21 protein-coding genes are annotated in these 24,312 nt (G+C 43.2%); 5 read left to right on the forward strand and 16 right to left on the reverse strand.

Going from position 1 to position 24,312, the window contains the following annotated elements:
* Positions 1-25: 25 nt before the first annotated feature.
* Positions 26-883 carry a helix-turn-helix transcriptional regulator gene (locus tag DBR43_RS18615; protein ID WP_124583517.1) on the reverse strand — a complete coding sequence of 286 codons (858 nt, stop codon included), beginning with the start codon at positions 881-883 and terminating at the stop codon, positions 26-28.
* Between the two features lie 11 nt (positions 884-894).
* Complete coding sequence (locus DBR43_RS18620; RefSeq protein WP_124583519.1) at positions 895-1,257, reverse strand: hypothetical protein; 363 nt, start codon at positions 1,255-1,257, stop codon at positions 895-897.
* A 229-nt stretch (positions 1,258-1,486) separates the two neighbouring features.
* Between DBR43_RS18620 and DBR43_RS18625 the strand changes: the two genes are divergently transcribed.
* Both DBR43_RS18625 and DBR43_RS18630 read left to right on the forward strand, forming a co-directional pair.
* Positions 1,487-4,363, forward strand: a complete 2,877-nt coding sequence (locus DBR43_RS18625) for a sensor histidine kinase (RefSeq protein ID WP_124583522.1) — start codon at positions 1,487-1,489, stop codon at positions 4,361-4,363.
* Positions 4,356-4,988 carry a response regulator gene (locus tag DBR43_RS18630; RefSeq protein ID WP_124583524.1) on the forward strand — a complete coding sequence of 211 codons (633 nt, stop codon included), beginning with the start codon at positions 4,356-4,358 and terminating at the stop codon, positions 4,986-4,988. The genes DBR43_RS18625 and DBR43_RS18630 overlap by 8 nt, the downstream gene beginning before the upstream one ends.
* Positions 4,989-5,027: 39 nt before the next feature.
* Here DBR43_RS18630 and DBR43_RS18635 read toward each other — a convergent pair whose 3' ends face one another.
* The 6 genes from DBR43_RS18635 to DBR43_RS18660 form a co-directional block, all read right to left on the reverse strand.
* The gene (locus tag DBR43_RS18635; protein ID WP_233603032.1) at positions 5,028-5,651 is read right to left on the reverse strand and encodes a hypothetical protein; all 624 of its coding nucleotides are present in this window, start codon (positions 5,649-5,651) and stop codon (positions 5,028-5,030) included.
* Positions 5,652-5,672: 21 nt separating this feature from the next.
* Positions 5,673-7,574 carry a beta-N-acetylhexosaminidase gene (locus tag DBR43_RS18640; RefSeq protein WP_124583526.1) on the reverse strand — a complete coding sequence of 634 codons (1,902 nt, stop codon included), beginning with the start codon at positions 7,572-7,574 and terminating at the stop codon, positions 5,673-5,675.
* Between the two features lie 261 nt (positions 7,575-7,835).
* Positions 7,836-8,249, reverse strand: coding sequence for an ORF6N domain-containing protein (locus DBR43_RS18645; RefSeq protein WP_233603034.1), 414 nt, complete (start codon positions 8,247-8,249; stop codon positions 7,836-7,838).
* A 113-nt stretch (positions 8,250-8,362) separates the two neighbouring features.
* Complete coding sequence (trxB, locus tag DBR43_RS18650; protein ID WP_124583528.1) at positions 8,363-9,325, reverse strand: thioredoxin-disulfide reductase; 963 nt, start codon at positions 9,323-9,325, stop codon at positions 8,363-8,365.
* Positions 9,326-9,455: 130 nt separating this feature from the next.
* A complete protein-coding gene (locus DBR43_RS18655) occupies positions 9,456-11,084 on the reverse strand; it encodes an acyl-CoA carboxylase subunit beta (RefSeq protein ID WP_124583530.1) in 1,629 nt (542 codons plus the stop codon).
* A 215-nt stretch (positions 11,085-11,299) separates the two neighbouring features.
* The gene (locus tag DBR43_RS18660; RefSeq protein ID WP_124583532.1) at positions 11,300-11,557 is read right to left on the reverse strand and encodes a hypothetical protein; all 258 of its coding nucleotides are present in this window, start codon (positions 11,555-11,557) and stop codon (positions 11,300-11,302) included.
* Positions 11,558-11,947: 390 nt separating this feature from the next.
* Here DBR43_RS18660 and DBR43_RS18670 point away from each other — a divergent pair, with 390 nt between their 5' ends.
* A complete protein-coding gene (locus DBR43_RS18670) occupies positions 11,948-13,270 on the forward strand; it encodes a TIGR00341 family protein (RefSeq protein ID WP_124583537.1) in 1,323 nt (440 codons plus the stop codon).
* Here DBR43_RS18670 and DBR43_RS18675 read toward each other — a convergent pair.
* Positions 13,260-14,765 carry a PLP-dependent aminotransferase family protein gene (locus DBR43_RS18675; RefSeq protein ID WP_124583539.1) on the reverse strand — a complete coding sequence of 502 codons (1,506 nt, stop codon included), beginning with the start codon at positions 14,763-14,765 and terminating at the stop codon, positions 13,260-13,262. The two genes, DBR43_RS18670 and DBR43_RS18675, sit on opposite strands and share 11 nt — an antisense overlap.
* An 86-nt stretch (positions 14,766-14,851) precedes the next feature.
* On the opposite strand from DBR43_RS18675, the gene DBR43_RS18680 reads away from it, so the two are divergent.
* Positions 14,852-16,030: a multidrug effflux MFS transporter gene (locus DBR43_RS18680; RefSeq protein ID WP_124583541.1), complete on the forward strand. Its 1,179-nt coding sequence runs from the start codon at positions 14,852-14,854 to the stop codon at positions 16,028-16,030.
* On the opposite strand, the gene DBR43_RS18685 is transcribed toward DBR43_RS18680, so the two are convergent.
* Positions 16,027-16,725: a diphthine--ammonia ligase gene (locus tag DBR43_RS18685; RefSeq protein ID WP_124583543.1), complete on the reverse strand. Its 699-nt coding sequence runs from the start codon at positions 16,723-16,725 to the stop codon at positions 16,027-16,029. The genes DBR43_RS18680 and DBR43_RS18685 overlap by 4 nt on opposite strands.
* 146 nt (positions 16,726-16,871) lie before the next feature.
* Here DBR43_RS18685 and DBR43_RS18690 point away from each other — a divergent pair, with 146 nt between their 5' ends.
* Complete coding sequence (locus tag DBR43_RS18690; protein ID WP_124583545.1) at positions 16,872-17,585, forward strand: hypothetical protein; 714 nt, start codon at positions 16,872-16,874, stop codon at positions 17,583-17,585.
* Position 17,586: 1 nt separating this feature from the next.
* Here the strand turns inward: DBR43_RS18690 and DBR43_RS18695 are convergent, their stop codons facing one another.
* The 6 genes from DBR43_RS18695 to DBR43_RS18720 all read right to left on the reverse strand — a co-directional run bounded on the left by DBR43_RS18695 (position 17,587) and on the right by DBR43_RS18720 (position 24,178).
* Positions 17,587-18,171: a TIGR00730 family Rossman fold protein gene (locus DBR43_RS18695; RefSeq protein WP_124583547.1), complete on the reverse strand. Its 585-nt coding sequence runs from the start codon at positions 18,169-18,171 to the stop codon at positions 17,587-17,589.
* A gap of 66 nt (positions 18,172-18,237) precedes the next feature.
* Positions 18,238-19,713 carry an IMP dehydrogenase gene (guaB, locus tag DBR43_RS18700; RefSeq protein WP_074605749.1) on the reverse strand — a complete coding sequence of 492 codons (1,476 nt, stop codon included), beginning with the start codon at positions 19,711-19,713 and terminating at the stop codon, positions 18,238-18,240.
* A gap of 155 nt (positions 19,714-19,868) precedes the next feature.
* Positions 19,869-20,321: a DinB family protein gene (locus DBR43_RS18705; protein WP_124583549.1), complete on the reverse strand. Its 453-nt coding sequence runs from the start codon at positions 20,319-20,321 to the stop codon at positions 19,869-19,871.
* 96 nt (positions 20,322-20,417) lie between these two features.
* Positions 20,418-21,734 (reverse strand): hypothetical protein, encoded by a 1,317-nt coding sequence (locus DBR43_RS18710; protein ID WP_124583551.1) that lies wholly within the window; start codon positions 21,732-21,734, stop codon positions 20,418-20,420.
* Positions 21,735-21,751: 17 nt separating this feature from the next.
* Entirely contained in the window at positions 21,752-22,825 is a 1,074-nt protein-coding gene (locus DBR43_RS18715; RefSeq protein ID WP_124583553.1) for a hypothetical protein, read from the reverse strand.
* A 69-nt stretch (positions 22,826-22,894) separates the two neighbouring features.
* Positions 22,895-24,178, reverse strand: a complete 1,284-nt coding sequence (locus tag DBR43_RS18720; protein WP_124583555.1) for a hypothetical protein — start codon at positions 24,176-24,178, stop codon at positions 22,895-22,897.
* Between the last annotated feature and the right edge of the window lie 134 nt (positions 24,179-24,312).

Here is a 24,312-nt window from a genome sequence, read left to right on the forward strand (position 1 = left end):
TCAATAAAAAAACACAACAAAAAGCTTACCTGTACTGGCCCGGGGTTACCTGAAAAGAATTCCTGAACAGGCGGATAAATGAGCTTGGGCATTCGAAACCAACAATGTCTACGATTTCATTGATCGGGTAATTTGTATTGCGCAGAAAATATTTCGCCTGCTGCAACCTGATGCTCGTTAAGAACTGATGCGGCGATTGCTGGTAAGCCTGTTTAAAAGTACGGAGGAAATGATTTACAGACAGGCAGGCAATTTTGGCAATATCTTCCAGACAGATATTTTTGTTGTAATTGCTGATGATGTAATCCCTGGCAATTGAGAGCCTTCTCAGGATTTCAGACTTGGTGGTATGGCTGAGGAATTTCAGGGAAGCTTCTCTGCTGATCACCTCAGAATGATAAATTTCATAATAATTGATCAGGCAATGTTCCAGATAACTGCTCAGCATCAATGAATCCGTACTCCCCTCATCGATGTGCTTTTTCAGGTGCAGCATGTTGAACTTCATATTGCCCTGTAAAGGATAGATCGCCTCTACAAAAACCGGCGCTTCTTTCCTGTTGTTTTCAGGATCATCCAGAAGAATGCTGTCCTTTGCTGTTCTTGAATATTCAAAATCACTTACAAATTCAGGATCAAATAACACCGACATGGAACGGACTTTCGATGGAGAATTGATCCTTTTGGTATAAGAAGTCTGCTGATTAAAAAAGATGAAGTTTTCAGAGAAGAGCGTCAGGTCACGGTTAGAAGCGGTATAATCGGCAGATCCGCTAAAGATCATGTCAATCGCGTACCTGCCGGAAATTTCCGGATGAAAAGAATCATAGGCAGACTCAATTATGACTTCATTTTTGTTGACCAGTGTTCTCTGATACTTCATGTCTTCTTTAATTAGGCATCGGTATAATCTCTCTCTTCCAATAATACAAACCTGTTGCCGCAGGGATCCGGAAATTCGATGGCTACCCCATCCGCCCTGTAAACAGGTTCCGTTAAACCATCCACCCGTTCTTCTTTAAGCCGGTAATGGTCCCTCAGACAATCATCCGTATATAAAATAACCGGTGCGGTTTCCAACTCCTCATTTTGCAGCAACATTAGAAAATCACCATTGAACATTTTTAATACCGCACAATCCCTGCCCGGCATGTTCAGTTCTTCCTGTTTTTTTAAACCGAGCTTATTGATAAAGAAATCCAGCGAACTTCTGATGTCCGTCACATAGACTACTTTATATTTTTGTTCAAGATTCATAGTAAAAAACCGGCAAAGATGAGTTCTTTTGTAAATTATTTAACAAAATTAACATTGCTTAATCACTGTCTGTTCCCCCCTCAGGGGGTATATTTCAGATTTCACAAAATATCACCCTTTAAGGGGTATTTTTTAATTGTGAAGGGATAAATATATTTACAGTGGTTTAAACCCTGAACTCCCACCGAACTTGCATTACAAAAAGATTATTTTCATTGGATTAGCCCTGTTGCTTAACAGTTTATACAGTTTTTCCCAGCGCTACAACTTCCGTCAGTACGACATCGAAGATGGCTTAACGCAATCACAGGTTACCGCCATTACCCAGGACAGCAAACGCAGGTTATGGGTGACTACCCTTGGCGGGGTCAGCTGCTTTAACGGAAAGCAATTCTGTAGTTATACCAAGACCAATGGTTTAAACAACAATTTCACCCTGGCGCTCAGCCTGAATAAAAATGATGAGATATGGGTTGGAACTGCCTGGGGAATCTCGAAATTTAACGGACAAAAATTCAACAACTATAAACAGACCAAGGAATGGGTAGGGAAACTCGTCACCAGTCATGAGGGCATCATCTACGGGCTGAGCTCAACAAAGCTCTTCAGGACCAGCGAAAAAGGAACAGAATTCCTGAACATCAGCAGCGAAGGCGATGACAATGTAACTGCGCTTAAGGTAGACGATACCGGAAAAGTAGCCGTTGCCGTACTCAGAAAAGGGATCTTCTACCTGGAAAATGAAAAATGGAGGCCACATCCGCTCAATGATCAGTTGAAGAACTTATACATCACCGATTTTTTCAGCGACAGGTTTCACCGGAATAAATTATGGTTTCTGACCAATGAAGGGCTTTTCGCCGCAGAGAACAACAAAATATCTCAATACGTTTCGGGAAAATTCAAAGTAATAGAACAGGATTCAAAAAGCAATATCTGGATTGGAGCTGCAAACGGAGCCTATTACCTGACCGATACGGCACTGATTCATTTCAACGGCAAAAACGGCTTTAGCAACAACATGGTGAATGCCATTTTTAAGGATGCAGAAAACAACATCTGGCTGGCAACCGATGGTACCGGATTGTTTAGGTTTATTGACCGCAGCTATGTCATTTTTGACGAATCCCAGGGTTTGAGAAGTAAGATCGTCATGAGCCTGGCCAAAGGCCCCTCGGCAGAGGAAATATGGATGGGCACCTATGGTGGCTTATTTCAATATAAAAATGGTCAGATTAAAGAGATCAGTATTCCTTCCGATATGGAAAGCAGCAGGAACATCAACTTCCTGTACAATGACCGGGCTAAAAACATCTGGATAGGAACCGTATATGGTGGCCTCTGGAGGTACAACGGGAAGCGCATGGAGCAAATGGTCAAAGACCAGCATGCCATCGCTTACAACACAATTCTGGAGGACAGCCGGGGCCAGATCTGGTTGTCTACCAATGCAGGTTGTTTTCTATTGGATCAAAAGCGCAAACAATTGAAATGGATTGGCAAGCAATTTGGCAGTACACTACTGGAGACTTACCTCGGCGAGATCCTGGTCGGCACACAGGATGGCGCCTACCTGATCAATTCCAAACATGAGATCTCCCAGCTCAAACTTCCGCAGCTTGCCGGCTCCAGTATCCTTTGCATGTCTAAAGCGGCGGGTTCGGTCCTTTTTGGAACCTCAGACAATGGCGTACTGGTCTGGAACCCGAAAACGGGAAAGACCATGCCCATCAGCACCCGTGACGGACTGGCCTCAGACCACATTTACAGCATGCTTGCTGACGACCAGGGCATCATTTGGGTCGGAACAGGGAAAGGCATCAATAAGATCAATACCAGCAATTTCAGCGTCATCAAAAACAACAATGAACAGGCATTACTGGTAGAGTGCAATCAAAATGCCATTCTTCAGGACCAGAACAAGGTCTGGATTGGCACCACCAAGGGGGCCATTGTCTACAACAGCGCTTCCTATATTCCAAAATCCGGCAAACCCTATATCTACATTAATTCGGTGACTGCCTTTGCACAAAACAAGGGAAATCAGCAAAAACAACAAACCACTTTTAAAGCAGGCGACCTGAGCGGGATCATCACACTCCCCTATCAGCAAAACAACATTATCGTCAATTTTACCGGCATTTTTCTGACCAATCCAGAGGGATTGCTCTATCAATACCGCTTAATCGGACTGGATACCAAGTTCAGTGAAACGATCAGCAATACCTCCATGAATTTCAGTTCCGTACCCCCGGGCAGGTATACCTTTCAGGTAAAGGCCATTACAAAAAGCGGCACCTCTTCCCTCAATGCGGCTTCTTTTACTTTTGAAATTACCCCTCCCTATTATCAGACTGGTGTATTCAGATTGTTTATCTTTGTGCTCATTGTCCTGCTCATTCTTTTAGCCGTTTATATCATCATCAACCTGAAAGAACGCAAGCGGAAACTGAGGTTAAAGATCAAGCTCGAAGAGCAATTTAAGGTGAGAAAACAAACTGCTGAAGATTTTCATGACGATCTTGGTAACAAATTGACCCGTATCTCCGTCTTATCAGAAGTATTGAGCAGTATGATTGATGAGAAAGATACTGAAAAGAGAAATATCATCTTAAAGATCAATGACAATGTGAATGAATTATATAGGGGTACCAAGGATATATTATGGTCGTTAAATCCTAAAAACGATAAATTGAGCGAATTGCTGGAGCACATCCGGGAATTCGGTAAGGAGATGTTTAACAGCACTCCAATCCGGTTTGAAGATCACATTCAGCTGAATCATCATGACGGAAAACTATCGTTAGACATGAGCAGGAACCTGCTGATGATCTTTAAGGAAGCGATACACAACGCGCTGAAACATTCCAAAGCAGGAATGGTCATTTTTTCAGCAACAGTACAGGATGGGGTTCTCGAAATCGGGGTTAAAGACGATGGGCAGGGACTTGATGCTGCAGTATCCATGGATGGGCATGGAATAAACAATATGAACGTGAGAGCACAAAGAATCAACGCAAAACTAAATATCAATTCGGACCATTCCGGTACAGAGATCATGCTAAGGGTTAATCTTTCCACGCTAATGCGCGCTACAAATGTATAATCAGCCGGAACCAAGAATCGTGATCATTGAGGACGACCAGACCATCAGGGAGGGTTATGCTTATTTAATTAACCATACCTCACCTTATACAGTGGTAGCCACCTATCCCTCTTTCGACTCTGCAAGAAATAAAATTGTCAGGGACAATCCTGATGTCATTATTCTGGATATCCAGCTTCCCGGAACCAATGGTATTGATGCTTTACCGGTCCTCAAGAGGTTACTTCCGGATGTTTACATCATCATGCTCACGGTTTATGAAACTGAAAAGACGATTCTTGATGCCCTGGCAAATGGTGCTTCCGGTTATTTCACAAAGAATACCCCTACGGCAAAATTGATTGAAGCCATCAGGGATGTGGTTCAGGGCGGTGGCCCGATGAGTCCTGATGTGGCTAAAACAGTGATTCTCTCTTTACAAAGAAATCCGGATTCCCCGCTCACCAGAAGAGAGACCCAGATTCTGGAACTCATGACCACAGGTAAAGACCGTGGACAAATTGCAAAAGAGTTGTTTATCGAAATAGAAACCGTAAGAACGCATACTAAAAATATCTACAGCAAGCTCAATGTAAATTCCAAGGCGGAAGCCATACAGGTTGCAAAAGACAAAAGGCTGGTTTAAAAAACCAGCCTTTTGTCAATCATATTTTCGGAAAGCAACTTATTCTTTGATTTCATTTGTTGAGAAGCTATTCCCGCTCAGACGGTATTGCAGCATCTTAATTGCTCCGGCTTTAATCGTGGTATCCTTAGGATTCACCATCGGGAAAGACCGGAATAAATCGCCATTTTTAATGATGAATTTATCTCCACCCTGATACGCCTTTTTCATAGAACTACTCAAAGGAGGGAAACTGATCTTTCTGAATTCACCACCGGCATATTCATAAACATTGAGGTCCAGTACATTTTTCTTGCTGAGCAATTCAATATAAAGTTCCGGATTGCCATCGTTGTCAAGATCCATATTCCAGGCATCAGTAATGATGCCTTTGCGTTCGTTGGAAAAGGATTTGTAATTGTTTCTAAGGGTGTCTGATAATAAAATCAGGTATCCACCTACACTATCCACTCCCTTACCCCAGCTGACTACCTCAAAGTTAATTCCCGGGCGGATGGCAATGTCCTTATAAAAAGGAAACTGGCCCGCAGGCTTTTTAACATCAGGTTGAGCGGATTTGTTAGCCGCCATCTTTTCGGAAGCGCTGTCTCCACAGGAAGCCAATAAAAGCAGCCCTGCAAATAGCAGGGGCAGCTTCATGAAATATTTACCTAGGTTCATCATTTATCTTTTTTTAACGAACAATTATTTAGCTTTTACATCTGCAGCACCATTGTTTAAAATGGTTTCTGTGACTACACTTTGCTTACCTGCAGGCGTGATCACCAGGGTTTTCAAAACGCGTTTTTCTCCTTTAGGAACGATCAATTTCACTCCGTTAGTATACAGGTTGCCGTTAACCGAAGGGCGGGTAAGGTCTAATGTATAATAAATTTTCGATCCCTGTACCGGAGCTTTAAGTTCAATATTGAAGTTTTCTCCGTTCATCACCCTCTCGTTTAAGCCCAGTGGTGTAGGAACCCAATAATTGGTTTCAGTCTGGTCTAATCTTGCCAAATGTAATGGAAGACGCTCTTCAGAGAAGTTTTTCAGGTCTTTACGCTCAGGCTGGCTCCAGGCAATTTCCGCTAAAGAGAATACTCTTGGAATGATCATATATTCTACTTTTACAGGCGTCTGGATGTACTCTGTCCAAAGGTTGGCCTGAACACCGATCACGTATTTCTGCTGATCCGCATTCAGTTCTTTAGGCATTGGATCATAAGCATAAGAACTTGTATACGGTGCAAAACCACCAATATTGGTCGGCTCATCCGGAGAATTACTTTGCTTATGGTCAAAATACAAACCACCTGCATTAGGGGTCATGATCACATCATGGCTTTGTTTAGCCGCAGCGATCCCACCTTCAGTACCTCTCCACGACATCACTGTCGCATTTGGTGCCAGTCCGCCTTCCAGGATTTCATCCCATCCGATCACAGAACGGCCTCTTTTATTCACGTGTTTTTCAATTCTCTGGATGAAATAGCTCTGTAATCCGTGCTCATCTTTCAGGTTCAGCTTTTTGATCAGCTTCTGACAAAATTCGCTTTGTTTCCAATATTCTTTAGGACATTCATCACCACCAATATGGATGTATTTTGAAGGGAACAATGCGATCACTTCATCCAATACATTTTCAAGGAATTTAAAAGTGTTGTCATTAGGTACGAATACATCGTCAAATACACCAAACTGCTGTTGCACCTGTTTGCCTTTTCTGCTTCCTGACCATGGTGTTTTCGCATCTACAAAAGTATCTCTTTCCGGAAAGCAGCTCAACTCAGGGTAAGCGGCAATTGCAGCAGAAGCATGTCCGGGAAGTTCAATTTCAGGAACCACATTGATAAATCTTGCGGCGGCATAAGCCAGGACCTCTTTGACGTCATTCTGCGTGTAAAAACCTTTATATTCCTTATTATCCGTTCCTACACCCGGGTGGTGTCCGATGATGGTTCCGTTTCTGCTTCCTCCTACTGAGGTCAGCTTTGGATATTTCTTAATTTCTATTCTCCATCCCTGATCGTCTGTCAGGTGCCAGTGAAAATTATTCAGTTTATACTGAGACATCACATCGATGTATTTTTTTACCAGAGAAACCGGGAAGAAATGACGGGATACATCCAGGTGCATTCCTCTGTATTTAAAACGTGGATAGTCATTGATCTCAGCTGCCGGAATCAGAATCTCGTTATTTTGTTTTTCCGGCATCAGCTGTGTCATGGATTGTACCGCGTAGAACAATCCTGCTTCCTGACCCACAATCGTAATCTTTTTATCTGTAATGTTGATTTTATAACCTTCCGCAGGCAACTGACCTGCACCTTCTGAGGTCAGGATGATGGCCCTTTCGTTTGCACTTTCAGATTTCACTTCTCTCAGGGCAAAACCGCCTTTAGCAGTGACAAAAGCATTTAGCAAATCTGCCATCCTTGAATTTTTAGGCTCATTGGAGATTAAAACGACTGTTTTATCCAGCTTAAAGGTTCCGCTATTCTTCTTAACGGACACTGGCGCAGGGATAATCCCCATGTTCGGGTCTTGCTGTGCTGATGCTTCTATTGCAAGAAATGCCAACAGAACAATTGTAAATAGTTTTTTCATTTGTGTGTTTTGTGTTTAATTCTTTTTTTTAATCCCATGGAATTTCAGCAGCCTGGTAAACAGCTGATCATTCCTACAGGTTGGTTAAATAATCGGGTTTGAATTAATGCACAAGATAAAAAAAATCCTTTAAAATAAGGTTTAAGAATGGCTATAACTTAAAACCTATGGGTTTTCTGGGTTCCTCCTCTTTTTCCATAAACTGATTTAAGTAACCAAACAGCAGTGCGATCTTATCATCCTGCTTGCCCAGCCGTTTTTCTACCTGCTCCGCGAGGAGGCAACATCTTTATGCAAAAGCAGGGTTTCCCTTAGTTTTACGAAAATTTCAATGATGCGGATGCTCATCTTTAAAGCCCTCTCGCTTTTCAGTACATTGGATAACATTAAGACTCCGTGTTCTGTAAATACATAGGGAAAAGTACCTCCAAGTGCCTGTTTCGAAGGTATCGCATTTTGCGATACCATGTTACTGACCTCTTCTTCTGTCAGCTGAAACATGAAATTCTCAGGGAACCTATCCTTATTTCGTTTGACCTGCTCCCGCAGCCTGATCGGTTTAACCCCATACAATTCTGCCAGATCCCTGTCTAACATTACTTTTTGGTTTCTAAGGAGATAAATCTTACTGAGGACAACCTCATCCGGTACGACGGCATTTTTTAATGGACTCATAAGTCTAATATATCCGAATATCGCTACCGCTGGTTATTTTATCGCAAAAAAAAACGGGCCCCTTAGGGAGCCCGTTTTCCTGACATCATGATGTCATGGTATCTTGATATCTATTAAGATAAAGCTTTCACTTCATGTTCTTTAGCAGCCAGATAACGTTCTGCATCCAATGCAGCCATACATCCTGATCCCGCAGCGGTTACTGCCTGACGGTAGTAATGATCCTGAACATCACCGGCAGCAAAAACACCTTCTACATTTGTTTTTGTAGATCCCGGAATGGTTTGCAGGTAACCTGTTTCGTCCATATCCAACCATCCTTTAAAGATGTCTGTATTTGGCTTATGACCAATTGCAACGAAGAAACCTTCCACAGGAATTTCTGATTCCACACCAGTCTGGTTATTCAGAACTTTCACTGCAGTTACATTTTTACCATTACCAATGATCTCCTGAGTTTCCGTATGGTATACCACCTCGATATTAGGGGTATTCAACACACGGTGAACCATTGCTTTTGAAGCTCTGAATTCATCTCTTCTCACCAGCATGTATACTTTTTTACAAAGTTTAGCCAGGTAAGTTGCTTCTTCAGCAGCAGTATCACCAGCACCCACAATTGCGACATCCTGTCCTTTAAAGAAGAAGCCGTCACATACTGCACATGCGGAAACACCAAAACCATTGTATTTTTGTTCTGAAGGTAAGCCCAGCCATTTCGCGGTAGCACCGGTAGAAATGATTACCGTATCTGCAGTAATCGTTTTAATGTCATCTACCACCACTTTATGTGGCATAGAAGAAAAGTCTACAGAACTCACATAACCAAAACGAATATCCGTTCCAAAGCGTTCTGCCTGCTTACGGAAGTCTTCCATCATTTCCGGTCCCATAACTCCACCCGGATATCCCGGAAAATTATCAACGTCGGTGGTTTGTGTCAATTGTCCACCCGGCTCCATACCGGTGTACATTACTGGTTTCAGGTCTGCGCGGGCCGCATAAATTGCTGCAGTATATCCTGCCGGTCCTGAACCTATAATTAAACATTGAACGTGCTCTATTTCTTCTGACATATTATTTATTCTTTCTATTATTATACAAAATTACACTTTTATCCCGCTTTGAACAAGAGACAAAATGCAACAAAGCCGCATTATGATTAAGGGATTATAAATCAGTGCTTTTATTCTCTTCCTCAGCAGATCAGGTTTGGATAATCCCCACATTGAAGGCCTTTTTAATAGGCGACTGGTTCGCTGCTTCTATCCCCATGGAAATCACTTTCCGCGTTTCTTTAGGATCAATGATGCCATCCACCCATAGTCTGGATGCCGCATAATAAGGAGTGGTCTGACTGTTATAACGGTCTGTAATTTCCTTTAACAGTTCGGCTTCTTTTTCCGGGGTAATGGTTTCTCCCTTTGATTTTAAAGAAGCTTCCTGAATCTGCAGCAGTACTTTTGCAGCCTGTGATCCACCCATTACCGCAATTTTGGCGCTTGGCCATGCGTAGATCAATCTTGGGTCATAAGCTTTACCGCACATGGCATAGTTCCCTGCACCGTAAGAATTTCCCAGAACGATGGTAAATTTAGGCACCACAGAATTGGCCACTGCATTCACCATTTTCGCTCCATCTTTAATGATTCCTCCCTGTTCAGATCTGCTGCCCACCATGAATCCCGTCACATCCTGTAAGAATACCAAAGGAATTTTCTTCTGGTTGCAGTTCATAATGAAACGGGCGGCTTTATCAGCGCTGTCGGAATAGATGACCCCGCCGAATTGCATTTCTCCTTTTTTGGATTTCACAACTTTACGCTGATTGGCCACGATGCCAACTGCCCAGCCATCCACCCTGCCCAATCCGCAGATGATGCTTTGGCCATACAATTCCTTATACTGTTCAAACTCGGAATTGTCTACCAGGCGCTGGATAATGTCCAGCATATCATAAGGTTTTTCTCTGTTTTCGGGTAGGATGCCATAAATTTCTTCCGGATCAAGCTTAGGCATTGCAGGTTTAATCCTGTCAAAGCCTGCAGATTCCGGAGCGCCCAACATGCTCATGATGTTGCGGATGCTGTCCAGACAAGCCTGGTCATTGGGGTGTTTATAATCGGTTACGCCCGAGATCTCACAATGTGTGGTTGCTCCGCCAAGGGATTCATTATCGATGTCTTCCCCGATGGCAGATTTCACCAGGTAAGAACCTGCAAGAAATACAGAGCCCGTACCATCCACAATCATTGCTTCATCGCTCATGATCGGAAGGTAGGCACCACCGGCAACACAAGAGCCCATGATTGCAGAAATCTGTACGATTCCCTCCGCAGACATCAGTGCATTGTTGCGGAACATTCGTCCAAAATGTTCTTTATCCGGAAAGATCTCATCCTGCATCGGCAGGTAAACGCCTGCACTATCCACCAGATAGATTACCGGTAAACGGTTTTCCATGGCAATTTCCTGCGCCCTAAGGTTCTTTTTTGCCGTCATAGGGAACCACGCTCCGGCCTTCACCGTCGCATCGTTAGCAACGATCATGCACTGCCTTCCGGAAACATAGCCAATTCCACAAACAACGCCTGCAGAAGGACAGCCTCCCTGTTCGGCATACATGCCTTCAGCGGCCAATGCACCTACTTCCAGAAATTCGCTTTCTTTATCAATTAAATAGGCGATACGCTCACGCGCCAATAGCTTTCCTTTTTCCTTTTGCTTTGCAGCACTCTTCTCTCCCCCACCCTGATATATCTTTTTAAGTCTTGTCTTTAATTCGTAAACGGATTGTTTGTTCAAGTCTTCGTTTTTGTTGAACTCTATATTCATTGGGGCAAGTTAAATCTATTTTCCATTGAAACAAAAGTCCGTTTCGGGCTTTGGTATAAAGCTTTCATTTGTTTTGTATTCCGTTATAAATTTGTTGCAAATATTTCTTTTTATCCCCGCTGCAGGCAGCTGTTTTTCTATCCCCCAGATCCGCTTTCAGCATAAGAAAGAAGGTGTTTTTCTCGCTGAGCCCAATCTTTGCAGCAGGAAAGCCATTAAAAATCTGATTCCCGGGAATCTTCTCCGATCGAAATTTCAGGCGTATACAATTCCCTGAATTCTTCCAGAAATTCTTTCAAATCACTATAGCCCATCAGGATCCTTAACCTTTCATCCCGGTCTACCTTAATCGAGACCTGCAATGCCCAGCCCCTGTAAAGCACATACAACACTTCGATGAGCTCGTCGAATGAATGCTCCTTAAAAAAGGAATGGATCAACAGCCTGAGTCTTTCCTGTTTGTTATTGTCCATATACATTTTTATTTCTCCTTTCTTTTTAAGCCCTCAAACCGACATTCGCCTGCATTCAACCTCAGGAGAAAGCACTTTCCATTTTCAGCTGTCCAGGGCATACTTTTGTTTGTCCTGACGAAATGTGGCCGCTGTACCGGCCTGTTCCAAATGGAAGTGATATACATCGGCTTTGCGGAAATATTAAGACATAACAAAGCCATACTCAACAACAACAATTTTTTCATATTGAAATTTATTTAAGTTCTGATAAGCTAAAATTTTAGTACATGAGATGTATCCCCCGATACCCCCTCTATACTATCGAATCTATATATTTTAGGAGATTGAGTGGTAAGATTTATTCGATTATTTTAGGACCGATAATTGCCGTCTAATTGAAAAGCCCAAATGAACGACATCTACACTTCCATAAAAAACTTTATATCCTACCGCTTCAACTTGCAGGAAGACAGCGAGGAACAGGCCGAAACCGTAGAATCCATCAAGAAGAACGTGGAATTCAGAGGGGCAAATTTATGGACTTTAATCTTTGCCATTTTTGTAGCCTGTATAGGACTTAATGTAAATTCTACTGCCGTAATTATAGGAGCCATGCTAATTTCCCCGCTCATGGGACCGATTATGGGGATTGGCTTAGGGATCGGCACCAATGATTTTGAACTCGTCAAAAAAGGCCTGAGAAATTTAACCATTGCCACCATCATCAGCATCATCGCTTCTTCCTTATATTTTACCTTAACGCCATTGCATGAGGCACAATCGGAGTTGCTGGCCAGAACATCGCCTTCTGTATGGGATGTTTTTATTGCCGCTTTAGGGGGCCTTGCCGGAATCGTGGCCGCTACAAGAAAGGAAAAAAGCAATGTGATCCCAGGCGTAGCGATTGCCACGGCCCTGATGCCTCCGTTGTGTACCGCAGGCTTTGGAATTGCGACCGGAAACCTCTACTTTTTCCTCGGTGCCATTTACCTCTATTTTATCAATAGTGTTTTCATTTGTGTCGCAACTTTTCTCATCGTTCGTTACCTGAAATTCCACAAGAAAGACTTTGGAGACAAAGTCTATGAGAAAAGAGTAAGCCGTTACATCCTTATGATCGTACTCCTTACCGCAGCGCCAAGTGTTTACCTGGCCTACAGGATAGTAGACAAAAGTATTTTTGAGAGCAATGCCGCCAGGTTTGTGCACCAGGAACTCAATTACAAAGACACACAGGTCATCTCTAAAAGTTTCAAATACAATAGAAAAGGAAGTGAAATTGATTTACTCCTGCTCGGAAACGAGCTCTCTTCAGGACAACTGGATTCCCTGAGCAATAAGCTGAAAGGCTATCAGCTGAAAGGAACAAAACTCGTCATCAGACAAGGATTGAATGCCAAAAATGAGATCGACCTTTCTCAAATTAAAGCCAGTATCCTGGAAGATGTTTTCAAGAGCAATTCCGCACAGGTTAAGCCCAATACAGGTTCTGCCGCCCTGGATTTACCCTTGCCCGACCTCAGGCCGGAACTGAAAATACTCTATCCCGACCTGAAGGCCTACAGCATTTCCAATACCATATTTAACAGAACTGATTCCAACCGCGCCGACACCATGACCATGTTCGTTGCATCGTTTGTGAAACCAGTGCCTGTTGCCGATCAAAACAAGCTCAGGTTATGGTTAAAGAACCGGGTAAAAGCAGATTCCCTGAAATTGATTATTCAATAGGCTTTTCTTCCGAAAGCACCTCCTTTAAGATCAGGACTGCTTTTTCCATCATTTCTTGCTTAAACCCTGTAAATCCCAGGAAAAAGGCCCCTTCATGCCTGAACGCTACAGACAATTCATCAATGGCATACAGCATGACACCCCGCTCCCTTGTCTTACGAAGGATTTCCAGTGGGTCATACTTTTTTAACAGCCAGATGATCAGGTGCATTCCCGCGTCCGCCACAGAAATACGAACCTCTGCAGCAAGGTGCTTTTGAAGCAGGACTACCAGGTCTTCCTGTGCTTTTTTATAAATCAGCCGCATTCTCCGCAGGTGCCGGGAGAAATGTCCCTCCAGGATAAACTTCGTCAGGATGGCCTGATCGATCACCGGACTTTGACGATCGATGACTGCCTTTGCGATGGTAAACTCAGTGGCCATTTCTGCCGATGGCAGCACCATATAACCGATTCTCAATGCCGGAAACAGGGTTTTATTAAAGGTCCCCACATAGATCACCCGGCCAAAGGTATCCAGGCCTTTTAAAGCGGGAATCGGCCTTTTTACGTAGCGGAATTCACTCTCATAATCGTCTTCAATGACCCACATCTGATGATCGGAGGCCCATTTCAATAATTTGATGCGCTCAATTAAAGGCATCGTCTCTCCCAATGGATACTGATGTGAAGGGGTCACATAAGCCAGCTTTGCAGCAGGAAAACGGCGCATTGCATAGTCCAGGTCCATTCCTGACTTCCCTACAGGAACCGGACAAATTTTTGCACCAAACCTTGCTATGGCCGATTTCGCCCTCAGGTACCCCGGGTCTTCCATCCAGCACAGTTCATCCTTTTTCAGCAATAGTTCGGCCGCCAGGTGTAAAGCCTGACTGGAGCCGTTTACAATAATGATCTGATCTGCGCTGCAATGAATAGAACGGTTCATCCGGAGGTAATCCGTTAGTGCTTCCCTTAAAGGCAGGTACCCCTGTGCACTGTCGTAACCCAGATGAAGGCGATGGATGTCTTTATATACTGAGGCGGCAAGTCTGGCCCAAACCTGGAAAGGGAAATCCGCAAAGGAAGGTATGGAAGGCTGGAAAGGTAAGGTTGCTTCCTGCCCGATATAGTCCAGTACAAATTTGGTATGCAGGGGAAAATCATTGCAGTTGACCGCTGTTTTTTTCACCCTGACCAGCGGAACCGCTGGCATCTTCTTTTTACCCGGAGGTTTCAGCTCATTCAATTGCTCAGAGACATAAGTCCCCGCACCTACTGCTGAGGTTAAAAAGCCTTCCAGCCGAAGCTGCTCAAAAGCCAGCAGCACACAATTTCGGGAAATGCTGAATTCAGCAGCCAGACTACGGGTAGAAGGCATCCGGTCTCCATGCCTCAGCATTCCTTCAAAAACGCCTTTCTTAATTTCCTCATACAACTGGATGTACAGTGGCGTTTTACGCGAACGGTCAAGCTGAATAAAAGTAAGTAAGATTTCAGGAGATATTTTACTCATAAACTGGTACTATAAATATTCTTCAAAATGGCTCTTTTACAAGAGCCAATGTAGCGTTAGTTTTGCCTTCACGCAAATAGAAAAAGATGAAGGAGCATAGAAAAACCCTGTTGATTACGCTTACCCTTGGTATTTTAACCGCAATTGGCTCTATCTCTATTGACATCTACCTTCCGGCATTTGAAGTCATGGCCCATTATTTTAAGGTGCCCCTTGTACGAATTGAAAGTACAGTAACCGTTTTTCTTTTTGGAATGGCCTTCGGGCAGCTATTTATCGGACCATTATCCGATGTCTGGGGCAGAAAGCGGCCACTGCAAATCGGGTTAACGGTTTATATTTTATGCAGTCTGTGTTGTATCCTTACGAGCTCCTTTACCCTGTTTCTTGTGTTGAGGTTTATTCAGGGCCTTGCGGGAAGTGCCTGTCAGGTGATTTCCCGGGCATTGGTAAACGACCTCTACGGAGACCGGAAAGCCGCCCATGTATTTACAATTCTACAAATCATCATGGGAATTTCTCCAATTCTGGCCCCTATGACCGGCGGGATGCTGGCCGATGCGGAGACCTGGAAATACCTGTTTCTGATCATGGCGCTGATATCGGCTACCGGACTGACAGGCTGTTTAACCATCCTGCCACCGGGAAAACGCCCGGAAGACCATAAAAAGCTGAACCTCCCGGCCATCCGTAATGCCTACAGCTATTGCCTAAAAAATACCGCTTTTGTAAACTATGCGCTCCTGAGGGCCATCAGCAACAGCGCTGCTTTCGCTTTTGTGACCGGTTCTCCTTTTGTGCTGATGCAGATCTATGGCCTGAGCAAAAAGCAATTCGGCCTTGTTTTCTCCCTCCTTGCAGTTGGGATCATTTGTACAGGCATACTCAATACCCGATTCCTGTCCTGCTATGGCGCAGCACGGATCACGAAATTTGCAATTGCTGTTCAGATGATCACCGGCTTTGTGATGATCATCCTGTTGGCTACCGGTGGCTCCCTACTCAGCCTGCTGAGTGTAACTTTTATCTTCATGTCGATGCTGGGATTCATCCTTCCCAATGCGACCTCCTTATATCTTGTTGCCGTTTCTACATATAGTGGTGCCGGATCGGCACTTGTTGGAAGCATGAGCTATTTATCTGCCTTTCTCATCACTTCCCTGCTGAGTCTACTGCACAACAATACCGCCTACCCCATGTTTATCGTGATGTGGGTCTGTGTTGTCCTTGCTTTTTCATGTCTGATGTATCGGAAAATCAGTTAGGGCAACAAATCGATATACCAGTACCCCGCAGGTTTCTCTGCGGTATCTACCGGAGAAGGGAAAGTCTTATACACCTTTTCTCCCAGGCTAAAATGAACCGGTGATTTAAAAACTGGCCCATCAAAAACGAAAGTATGAAACTCTCCGTTCTCTCCACATGGATCGATTCCGGGCGGAAGGTCGTCCATAAACTGCTCGTCGATCACCCTTCCACAAAACGCTTCCAGACCTTCTTTTGCACAGACGATCACCGTTTTATAACCCAGACTTAAAAATTCCCGGATGATGGCCCGGGTATCCTTTTTCCATAAAGGGAAGACGGCTTTTAGTCCGACTTCTTCCAGTTTGGTTTCCCGGTATTTCTTTAAGTCTTCCAGAAAGATATCTCCAAAAATAGAATGCGTGATTCCCTCCCCCCGTAAGCCGGTTAAATGCCGATGCATACTTTCTTCGTAATCTTCCATTTTTGGGGATTCCGGTAATCGGATCTGGTACAATGGAATTCCAATATTTTCCGCCTGTGTCCTGAGTAACGCTTCCCTGACTCCATGCATGCTCACCCTGTTGAAGGCTTCATTTACGGTGGTCAGCAAATACCTGACTTCAAAATCATCATCTGCTAAAATATGGTGCAGGGCGAGGCAACTGTCTTTGCCCCCGCTCCAGTTGAAAAGGCTGATCTTTTTACTCATCATGGTACAATATTACAAGAACTTTTCTGAGTTACTACAAGAAGTCCCCTGAGTTATTACAAGAGTTTCCCTGAGTTATTACAGGAGCTTCCCTGAATCCTGAACATGCCTGAACACTATTTCGGCATGATTATCGTTCTTTTAAACGTATGAAGATTAAACTGGTCTTATTTTTTTTAGCTTGTCAGACGGCTGTTTACGCGCAAAATTTTAAATACCCAACGCTTCCAAATCAGGGGAAATCGTTGTCGGCATTGCTTCCTGCAAACTGGAAAATCCTGGATTCTATTTCCGGCGACCTGAACCATGATCAGCTGAATGACCTTGCTTTTATCATGGAATACCATAAGGAAGTCCGGGAAAGCCGCGCTTATGGCGACAATACCACAGAAATCATCACAGAAATTCAGAAGCCAAGAATTCTGGCTGTTTACTTTAAACGTGCAAACGGAGAAGGGTACCAGATTGGCGTACAAAACAATAATTTCATCCTCCGTTCTGCAGAGGGTGGCACCATGGGAGATCCATTACGGCCATTAAAAATCGATTCCAACAAACTCGTTTTATCCTTTGAAGGGGGTGGCGACTGGCGCTGGAAGCTGAACTATACCTTCCGGTATAAGGATAAAAACTGGTTTCTGGAAAAAGCCGGCAACGAGTATTACAATGAAGCCTCCGGAGAGATGACCAATAAAAAGTATGATTTCGTGCTCAGAAAGCGCCGCGTGACAACAGGAAAGACCCACAACAGAGATGCAGCGAATGAAACCATTTCTGAAGACTTCCCCTTTAAAACCCTGCGCACCTTCCAAAGCTTTAAGAAGCCCTGGACCTGGGAAATAGGTCCGGACGAATTCTTATAATTTAGCTGAGGTTTCGGTCTTTGAACCATTTATCGTCCGGAAGGACATTGAAGTTCATCATTTGATCTACCAGAATTTTCGGATCAGCTTCGTTGAAGACCAGATCTCTGTTGCTTTGTTTCAGAAACTGATGTTGTACCATCACATCCATCTGGGCAAAAAGATGGTCATAGAAACCCGCTATGTTCAGGACACCGATTGGCTTGGTATGTAAACCCAATTGCAGCCAGGTCAGGACTTCAAAGAATTCTTCCAGGGTTCCAAAGCCTCCGGGCAGGATGATAAAACCATCAGCGAGGTCTGCCATCTTTTGTTTGCGCTGGTGCATATTTTCCGTGATGATCATTTCGGTAAGCCCTGTATGGCCCACTTCTTTGTCCATCAGAAATTGAGGAATCACTCCCGTTACCAGTCCCTTACGTTTCAACATCTCATCGGCAATGATGCCCATTACGCCGACACTGCCGCCACCATAGACCAGGCGGATCTCCTGATCGGTAAAAGTCTGGGCAAGATTTTCGATCGCTGCCAATAAAACCGGATCGCCGTTAAAGTTGGCACCGCAATAAACACCTATAGCTTTCATAAAAAATTAAAATAAGAAAGGGTTTCCGTAGAAACCCTTTCGGCAATAAATTATCTGAATATTGAATTATCTCGTACTCGAATAGTTTGGTGCTTCTTTGGTGATCGAGATGTCATGTGGATGACTTTCTCTCATACCTGCAGCAGTGATGCGCACAAACTTCGCTTTTTGTAAATCTTCGATCGTTGCTGCTCCGCAATAGTGCATTCCAGCTCTCAATCCACCTACATACTGGTAGATCACTTCTGCTAAAGTTCCTTTGTAAGGAACACGGCCTACAATTCCTTCCGGAACCAGTTTGGTCACTACATCTTCTTCATCCTGGAAATAACGGTCTTTAGATCCTTGTTGCATGGCTTCTACAGAACCCATACCACGGTAAGATTTAAATTTACGTCCTTCATAAATGATGGTTTCACCTGGTGATTCTTCTACTCCTGCGAACAATGAACCTGCCATAATACAGCTTGCTCCTGCAGCGATCGCTTTAACGATATCACCGGTTTGTTTGATTCCGCCATCGGCGATGACAGGAATGCCTGTACCGATCAATGCCTGGGCACATTCGAAAACCGCATATAACTGAGGTACACCTACCCCTGCGATGATCCTTGTGGTACAGATTGAACCTGGTCCGATCCCTACTTTAACCGCATCAGCACCAGCTTCAGCCAATGCTCTCGCTGCATCTGCAGTAGCGATATTTCCGGCAATTACCTGTAAATCCGGGAACCTTGCTTTAATGGCTTTCACCATATCAATCACACCTTTGGAATGGCCATGTGCAGTATCTACAGTAACCACATCAACTCCTGCGGCAACTAATGCTGCTACACGGTCGATATTGTCTGCTGCTACACCGACCGCAGCACCTACGCGTAGTCTTCCACGCTCATCTTTACAGGCTTTAGGGTAGTTTTTATATTTCTGGATGTCCTTGAAAGTGATTAAACCTGCAAGGTGTCCTTCTGCATTAATTACAGGAAGTTTTTCAATTTTATAATCTTGTAAGATCTCTTCTGCCTGTAAAAGGGTGGTACCTTCAGGAGCAGTGATCAGATTTTCTCTGGTCATCACTTCTGAAACTTTACGTTGCATGTCTTTTTGGAAACGAAGATCTCTGTTGGTAATGATACCTACCAGTTTATTGTCGGCATCAATTACAGGAATTCCACCTATTTTAAAGTCCTTCATGATCTGGAATGCATCTGCCACTTTAGCATCAGCATTTAAAGTAACCGGATCCTGGATCATTCCACTTTCTGAACGTTTTACTTTTCTGACTTCTTCCGCCTGACGCTCGATGCTCATGTTCTTATGAAGCATTCCGATACCACCTGCCTGGGCGATGGCAATTGCCAGACCAGCTTCAGTTACGGTATCCATTGCTGCAGAAACTACAGGGACATTTAAGCGTATTTTTTTGGTAAGAAAACTTCCGGTATCCACGTCGCGTGGCAGAACTTCAGAATAAGCAGGGACTAATAATACGTCGTCGTATGTTAAGCCTTCAGAGATAAATTTATTGGGATCGAGTTGCATAGCAAATAATTTAGGAGTTACTATTTGCCGGGCAAACATACGATTATTTTGGCTTTTCTGCAACAGTTATCCGAATATAGCCGCTTTGAGTTAAAAGATTACACTAAGATTAAGATTCCTTAATCCCGGAAAAGGAACTCCTGATCAGTTCAGCTTTATGCAGGAGTATTTAGCATTTGTTTCAGGTGATGTTCCATATGCGCAACATAGTCGATGAAAAGCCATTCGAGGGTTTGAGGGGCTTCTCCCCCATTCCAGCATGTTCTACTCAGGTTCTCCGGAGCAATATGATGAATCAATTCGAGGATATGCCGGTTATAGCTTTCCCAGAATAAGATCAGTTGTTTACTGTCGAGCAAGTTGTAATGGCTATAGGTATTCCAGTTGTTCTGATCGTAAATGATGGTTGGGCTTTCTTCAAACTGCGCCCTTACAAATCGCTGGTGGTTGTTTGTTGCGCTGTCAATCAGGTGTCCAAGTATTTCCTTATTGCTCCATTTTCCGGGAGCAGGTTTGCGCGAAAATTCTGCTTCGGGGATCCGGGTTAATAAAGCGGGAATGGTATCGCACAGATACTGAAGACGGGTAATGCTTTGCTGGATGGACATATCGCAAAGGTAATAGAAAACTTAAAAAACGTCATGCGGCCTTTGCAATCAGGGGGATGGGGAACAAAGACCAACATGACGTAACGAGAGAGAATTTTATAAAGTGGACCAACCCGATGCCCAATAAGGGGATTGCGAGAAAGCGCCATAGAAAGCATTTTCGAAACTTAAAGGACCATCATTAAAAAACGGTTGTGTCATCCCATAAGCAGGTGCCGTAACCGAAGTAGACTGTGTGTTATTGACATAGCTTCCGGCAGGGGTAATTGCGGCATTAAAGCCATGAAAATAATTGCCTTCCAGTATGGAAGGGCCGTATGCGTAAGATGCTTCTGTACCATCATTAAACACCAATCCTGAGGGATAACCGACGATGATGGAATCATACAATTCAAGTTCAGCACCCCGGCGATTGCGAATCCCGTATCTATAGGCCCCATTCCCAAAGGAGGAATAGAAAAAAGTTGAGGTTCCAATAATACTCAAACTGCTAAGTATAGGATGGGTTTTAGGCATCAAGCCAAAGGCAGGATCTTCCAATACCCCATTGTTATCAGATTCAATCCCATGAGAATCAGAATTCCCCCCACTTCGGCTATGTAAAGAATTTTTATCGGCAAGAGCCAGCGAATAGGCAATTTCACCTCTATACCCGTTGTCAAAATCGAAGTTATCATCCTGAGGAGCCTTAGAGATTAAATACGAGGCATTAACCGTTCCCCCAAAAAACTCAAAGGAATCATCCAGGCCATAACTTGCTTCGATATGCTCCAGGGTCGTACCGCGGCCAACACCCCCGCAGGTAAGAGAATTCACTTCATTATCCGCAGCTAAAATAAATCCTGCATATTCAATACGCGCATACTGTATGCTTCCAGAGTTGTCCATGGTATCCAAACCACCAAAGGAAAAGTCTTTTCCCGGGAGGCCTTCAATGTATTTTGAGCCAACGTTTACAGGTGCATTGCCTAAAAGAATAATTCCGCCAAAATCTCCCGGGTCGGCAGATTTTCTGTTGTCACCAAGTTTGTACCGGCTGGTAAAAACAATGGGTTGGTCTACTGTACCTATGGCCGAAATTTTCGCCCCTTTTTGAATCACAATTACTCCATTTGGATAAAGGCTGTTGTTTACAGTTGACTTGATATAGGTCCCCGGCTGAATTGTTAAAGTAGCGCCATTTTTAACCACTAAAACCCCGTTGATTTCCCATACTTTGGAATTATCCCAGGTCGTGTTAGTCGTGATACTTCCACTTACCGTCTGTACCGGCAATAAAGCAGCAGCGGCATAACTTGCTTTTAAGTTTCTCTTTTCGAACCCTTTATTAGTTTGAGGGTCAACCTCTTTTTTACAGGAGAAGCAAAGGGCTAAACTGGAAAAAAGCAAAATATTTACGATCTGGATTTTCATAAGGAGAGCGTTAATGATTATTTAAAATATTGAGCGATGTCAGTAACAAGAAGATTAATTACAGTTCCACGTCTTGAAGCCGGTCCAACTGTGGTCTCGACCTTTTCATCAGTGATGACTAATATGGAAGAACTTCCCGGGGTAAACGTGATTAGTTTCCTTCCGCTTTCTGGTTTAATTGGTTTCACTGAATTGGTAAAATCATAAGGTAAATCATCATTCGTTCCTCTTTTTACGATTTTAACGAAATAATTAGTTCCTGCCTCTGCAGTTAAAGAAGGTAATTCGACTGCATTACTAAATGAGCCATCAGTTTTTATTTCTATCCGCAGATCGGTTGGTGTAAAAACACCTGCTTTTTCCTTTAGGACAACCATATCGGCCGGTCCCTGAAAAATATTCACCTTACTATTGAACTTAATACTCAATAACATATTTGCCGGGTTTACTGGCTGCCCGATATCAATCTTGTCAAAAATATTTGTCCCGTCATAATAAAAAGCCAATGACTGGGCACTTTGATCTGCTGGGATTTCCCTTGTTAGTAAAATTCCGGTTTCTCCCTGTTTCCTCACCTGCAGCTGGCGGTTTTTTCCGTCGTCAACTCCTAAAGACATGATTTTGGACAACTCAGTTCCTGTACCTGAACCTATCGTTTTTCCATCCAAAACCAATTCAAGTATACCACTACTTGCATAACCTTTGATCTTTAGGGTAACAAAGTTTCCATATACCTTCTCTCCGTCATAATAACAGTTGATAATTTGATCGAACTGATTGGAAGAGATTTTTCTTGTAGCTAAAATTTCATTATGCCCTTTAAGCCGGACAGTCAATGAAGAATTTTCATCTTCAACTGAGACTTTAACATCAGCAAGATTAAAACTTTCATTATTATTTATGGTTTGAGCAATCACTTTGCCGTCTTTTACAAACTCAAGGGTGTCTGTCGCTCCTTTGGTTCCGCGAATCTGCAGGTTTACAATTTTAACAGCTTTTGGTTCCGCAAGCTCCTGTTTTTTACATCCCGTAAACCCTAAAAAGGCAATACTTATGGCGATAAAAAGAATATTTTGTATGTTTTTTTTCATGTATAATAAAATCTAAAAGTGATTGCAGCAAAATTGCTGCAATCACCTGATCTATATCAGATAAAGAGATTAAAGAGTTGACCAGCCAGCTGCCCAGTTTGTAGAAGGGAACGCGCCTTTAGAAGCACCTAAAAGGTTTAGTGTACCATCATTAAAGAATGGTTGTCCGATGCTGAATGAAGGAGCAGGTGTTGCTGTAGACTGAGTGTTACCAGCGTAAGTTCCAGCAGGAGTAATCGCAGCTGTAAATCCGTGGAAATCGTTACCATCTAGTACAGAAGAACCTGGAGTAGTTCCGTCAAATACAAAACCTGAAGGATAACCAGTGATGATTGAATCATATAATTCGATCTCAGCACCACGACGGTTACGTACTGCATACTTGTAACCAGAGTTAGTAGTTGATGTACCAATGATAGAGATATTACTCAATACCGGGTGAGTTTTTGGAGTCAGGCTGAAAGTAGGATCTTCTGCAGGAGCATTGTTATCCGACTCGATACCGTTTGAATCTGAACCACCACCACTTGTACTGTGAGTAGAGTTTTTATCAGCTACTGCAACAGCAAAGCTAATGCTTCCGTTGTATCCATTGTCAAAATCGAAGTTATCATCATCTGCTGCTTTAGAAACTAAATAAGAAGCATTCACTGAACCACCGAAGAATTCAAATGAATCATCTCTTCCATAGTTTACTTCAATGTGATCTAAAGTAGTCAGGTTTCCAACGCCACCGCAAGTAAGTCCGTTTACTTCGTTATCAGCGCTCAGGTTAAAACCTGCATACTCGATACGCACGTACTGAATTGTTCCTGAATTATCATTTTCAACAGAACCACCAAATTCATATTCGCTTCCAGGAAGTCCTTCAATCAGTTTCTTTCCTGTAGAAGTATTCACATGCGCATTACCTAAAAGAATGATACCTCCGAAGTCACCAGGGGCAGCAGCTTTAGTAGCATCACCAAGTAAATAACGGCTGGTGAAAACGATTGGATTTTGAGCAGTACCAACAGCAGAAATTTTAGATCCTTTTTGAATTACCAAAACTCCGTTTGGAACGTTTGCAGTGTTAACAGTAGATTTTATGTAAGTTCCTGGCAAAATAGTTAAAGTAGCACCATTTTTCACAGTTAACACACCACTGATTTCCCAAACTTTAGAAGCATCCCAGGTAGTATTAGTAGTGATGTTTCCGCTCACAGTTTGTACCGGAAGAGCTGACGCTGAAGCATAGCTAGCTTTTGTGCTACGTTGTGAGAAAGAACTGTCATTAGAATTTTGGTCTTTTTTGCAAGAAGAAGCGAATGTTAAAGCAGCCAGGGCTAAACCTGTAAATAGTATATTTTTCATAATCTAATAATTCTTGTATTCGGTTTTTTGGATGATTTGTTTTTTTATAATTATTCTAAACACAAATGATGTTAACATTTTATGTTTTTTTTATTAAATTGCAGTCGTATTGAAGCTGACTAACGCTTTTAAGC

It is taken from the genome of Pedobacter sp. KBW06 (genome assembly GCF_003852525.1).
Taxonomy (GTDB): domain Bacteria; phylum Bacteroidota; class Bacteroidia; order Sphingobacteriales; family Sphingobacteriaceae; genus Pedobacter.

Excerpts from the sequence above, each read along its gene's own strand:
- DBR43_RS18615 (WP_124583517.1), bottom strand. The coding sequence starts at position 883 with ATGAAGTATCAGAGAACACTGGTCAACAAAAATGAAGTCATAATTGAG.
- DBR43_RS18620 (WP_124583519.1), bottom strand. The coding sequence starts at position 1,257 with ATGAATCTTGAACAAAAATATAAAGTAGTCTATGTGACGGACATCAGA.
- DBR43_RS18630 (WP_124583524.1), top strand. The coding sequence starts at position 4,356 with ATGTATAATCAGCCGGAACCAAGAATCGTGATCATTGAGGACGACCAG.
- DBR43_RS18635 (WP_233603032.1), bottom strand. The coding sequence starts at position 5,651 with ATGATGAACCTAGGTAAATATTTCATGAAGCTGCCCCTGCTATTTGCA.
- DBR43_RS18640 (WP_124583526.1), bottom strand. The coding sequence starts at position 7,574 with ATGAAAAAACTATTTACAATTGTTCTGTTGGCATTTCTTGCAATAGAA.
- DBR43_RS18645 (WP_233603034.1), bottom strand. The coding sequence starts at position 8,249 with ATGAGTCCATTAAAAAATGCCGTCGTACCGGATGAGGTTGTCCTCAGT.
- trxB (WP_124583528.1), bottom strand. The coding sequence starts at position 9,325 with ATGTCAGAAGAAATAGAGCACGTTCAATGTTTAATTATAGGTTCAGGA.
- DBR43_RS18655 (WP_124583530.1), bottom strand. The coding sequence starts at position 11,084 with ATGAATATAGAGTTCAACAAAAACGAAGACTTGAACAAACAATCCGTT.
- DBR43_RS18660 (WP_124583532.1), bottom strand. The coding sequence starts at position 11,557 with ATGGACAATAACAAACAGGAAAGACTCAGGCTGTTGATCCATTCCTTT.
- DBR43_RS18670 (WP_124583537.1), top strand. The coding sequence starts at position 11,948 with ATGAACGACATCTACACTTCCATAAAAAACTTTATATCCTACCGCTTC.
- DBR43_RS18675 (WP_124583539.1), bottom strand. The coding sequence starts at position 14,765 with ATGAGTAAAATATCTCCTGAAATCTTACTTACTTTTATTCAGCTTGAC.
- DBR43_RS18680 (WP_124583541.1), top strand. The coding sequence starts at position 14,852 with ATGAAGGAGCATAGAAAAACCCTGTTGATTACGCTTACCCTTGGTATT.
- DBR43_RS18685 (WP_124583543.1), bottom strand. The coding sequence starts at position 16,725 with ATGATGAGTAAAAAGATCAGCCTTTTCAACTGGAGCGGGGGCAAAGAC.
- DBR43_RS18690 (WP_124583545.1), top strand. The coding sequence starts at position 16,872 with ATGAAGATTAAACTGGTCTTATTTTTTTTAGCTTGTCAGACGGCTGTT.
- DBR43_RS18695 (WP_124583547.1), bottom strand. The coding sequence starts at position 18,171 with ATGAAAGCTATAGGTGTTTATTGCGGTGCCAACTTTAACGGCGATCCG.
- guaB (WP_074605749.1), bottom strand. The coding sequence starts at position 19,713 with ATGCAACTCGATCCCAATAAATTTATCTCTGAAGGCTTAACATACGAC.
- DBR43_RS18705 (WP_124583549.1), bottom strand. The coding sequence starts at position 20,321 with ATGTCCATCCAGCAAAGCATTACCCGTCTTCAGTATCTGTGCGATACC.
- DBR43_RS18710 (WP_124583551.1), bottom strand. The coding sequence starts at position 21,734 with ATGAAAATCCAGATCGTAAATATTTTGCTTTTTTCCAGTTTAGCCCTT.
- DBR43_RS18715 (WP_124583553.1), bottom strand. The coding sequence starts at position 22,825 with ATGAAAAAAAACATACAAAATATTCTTTTTATCGCCATAAGTATTGCC.
- DBR43_RS18720 (WP_124583555.1), bottom strand. The coding sequence starts at position 24,178 with ATGAAAAATATACTATTTACAGGTTTAGCCCTGGCTGCTTTAACATTC.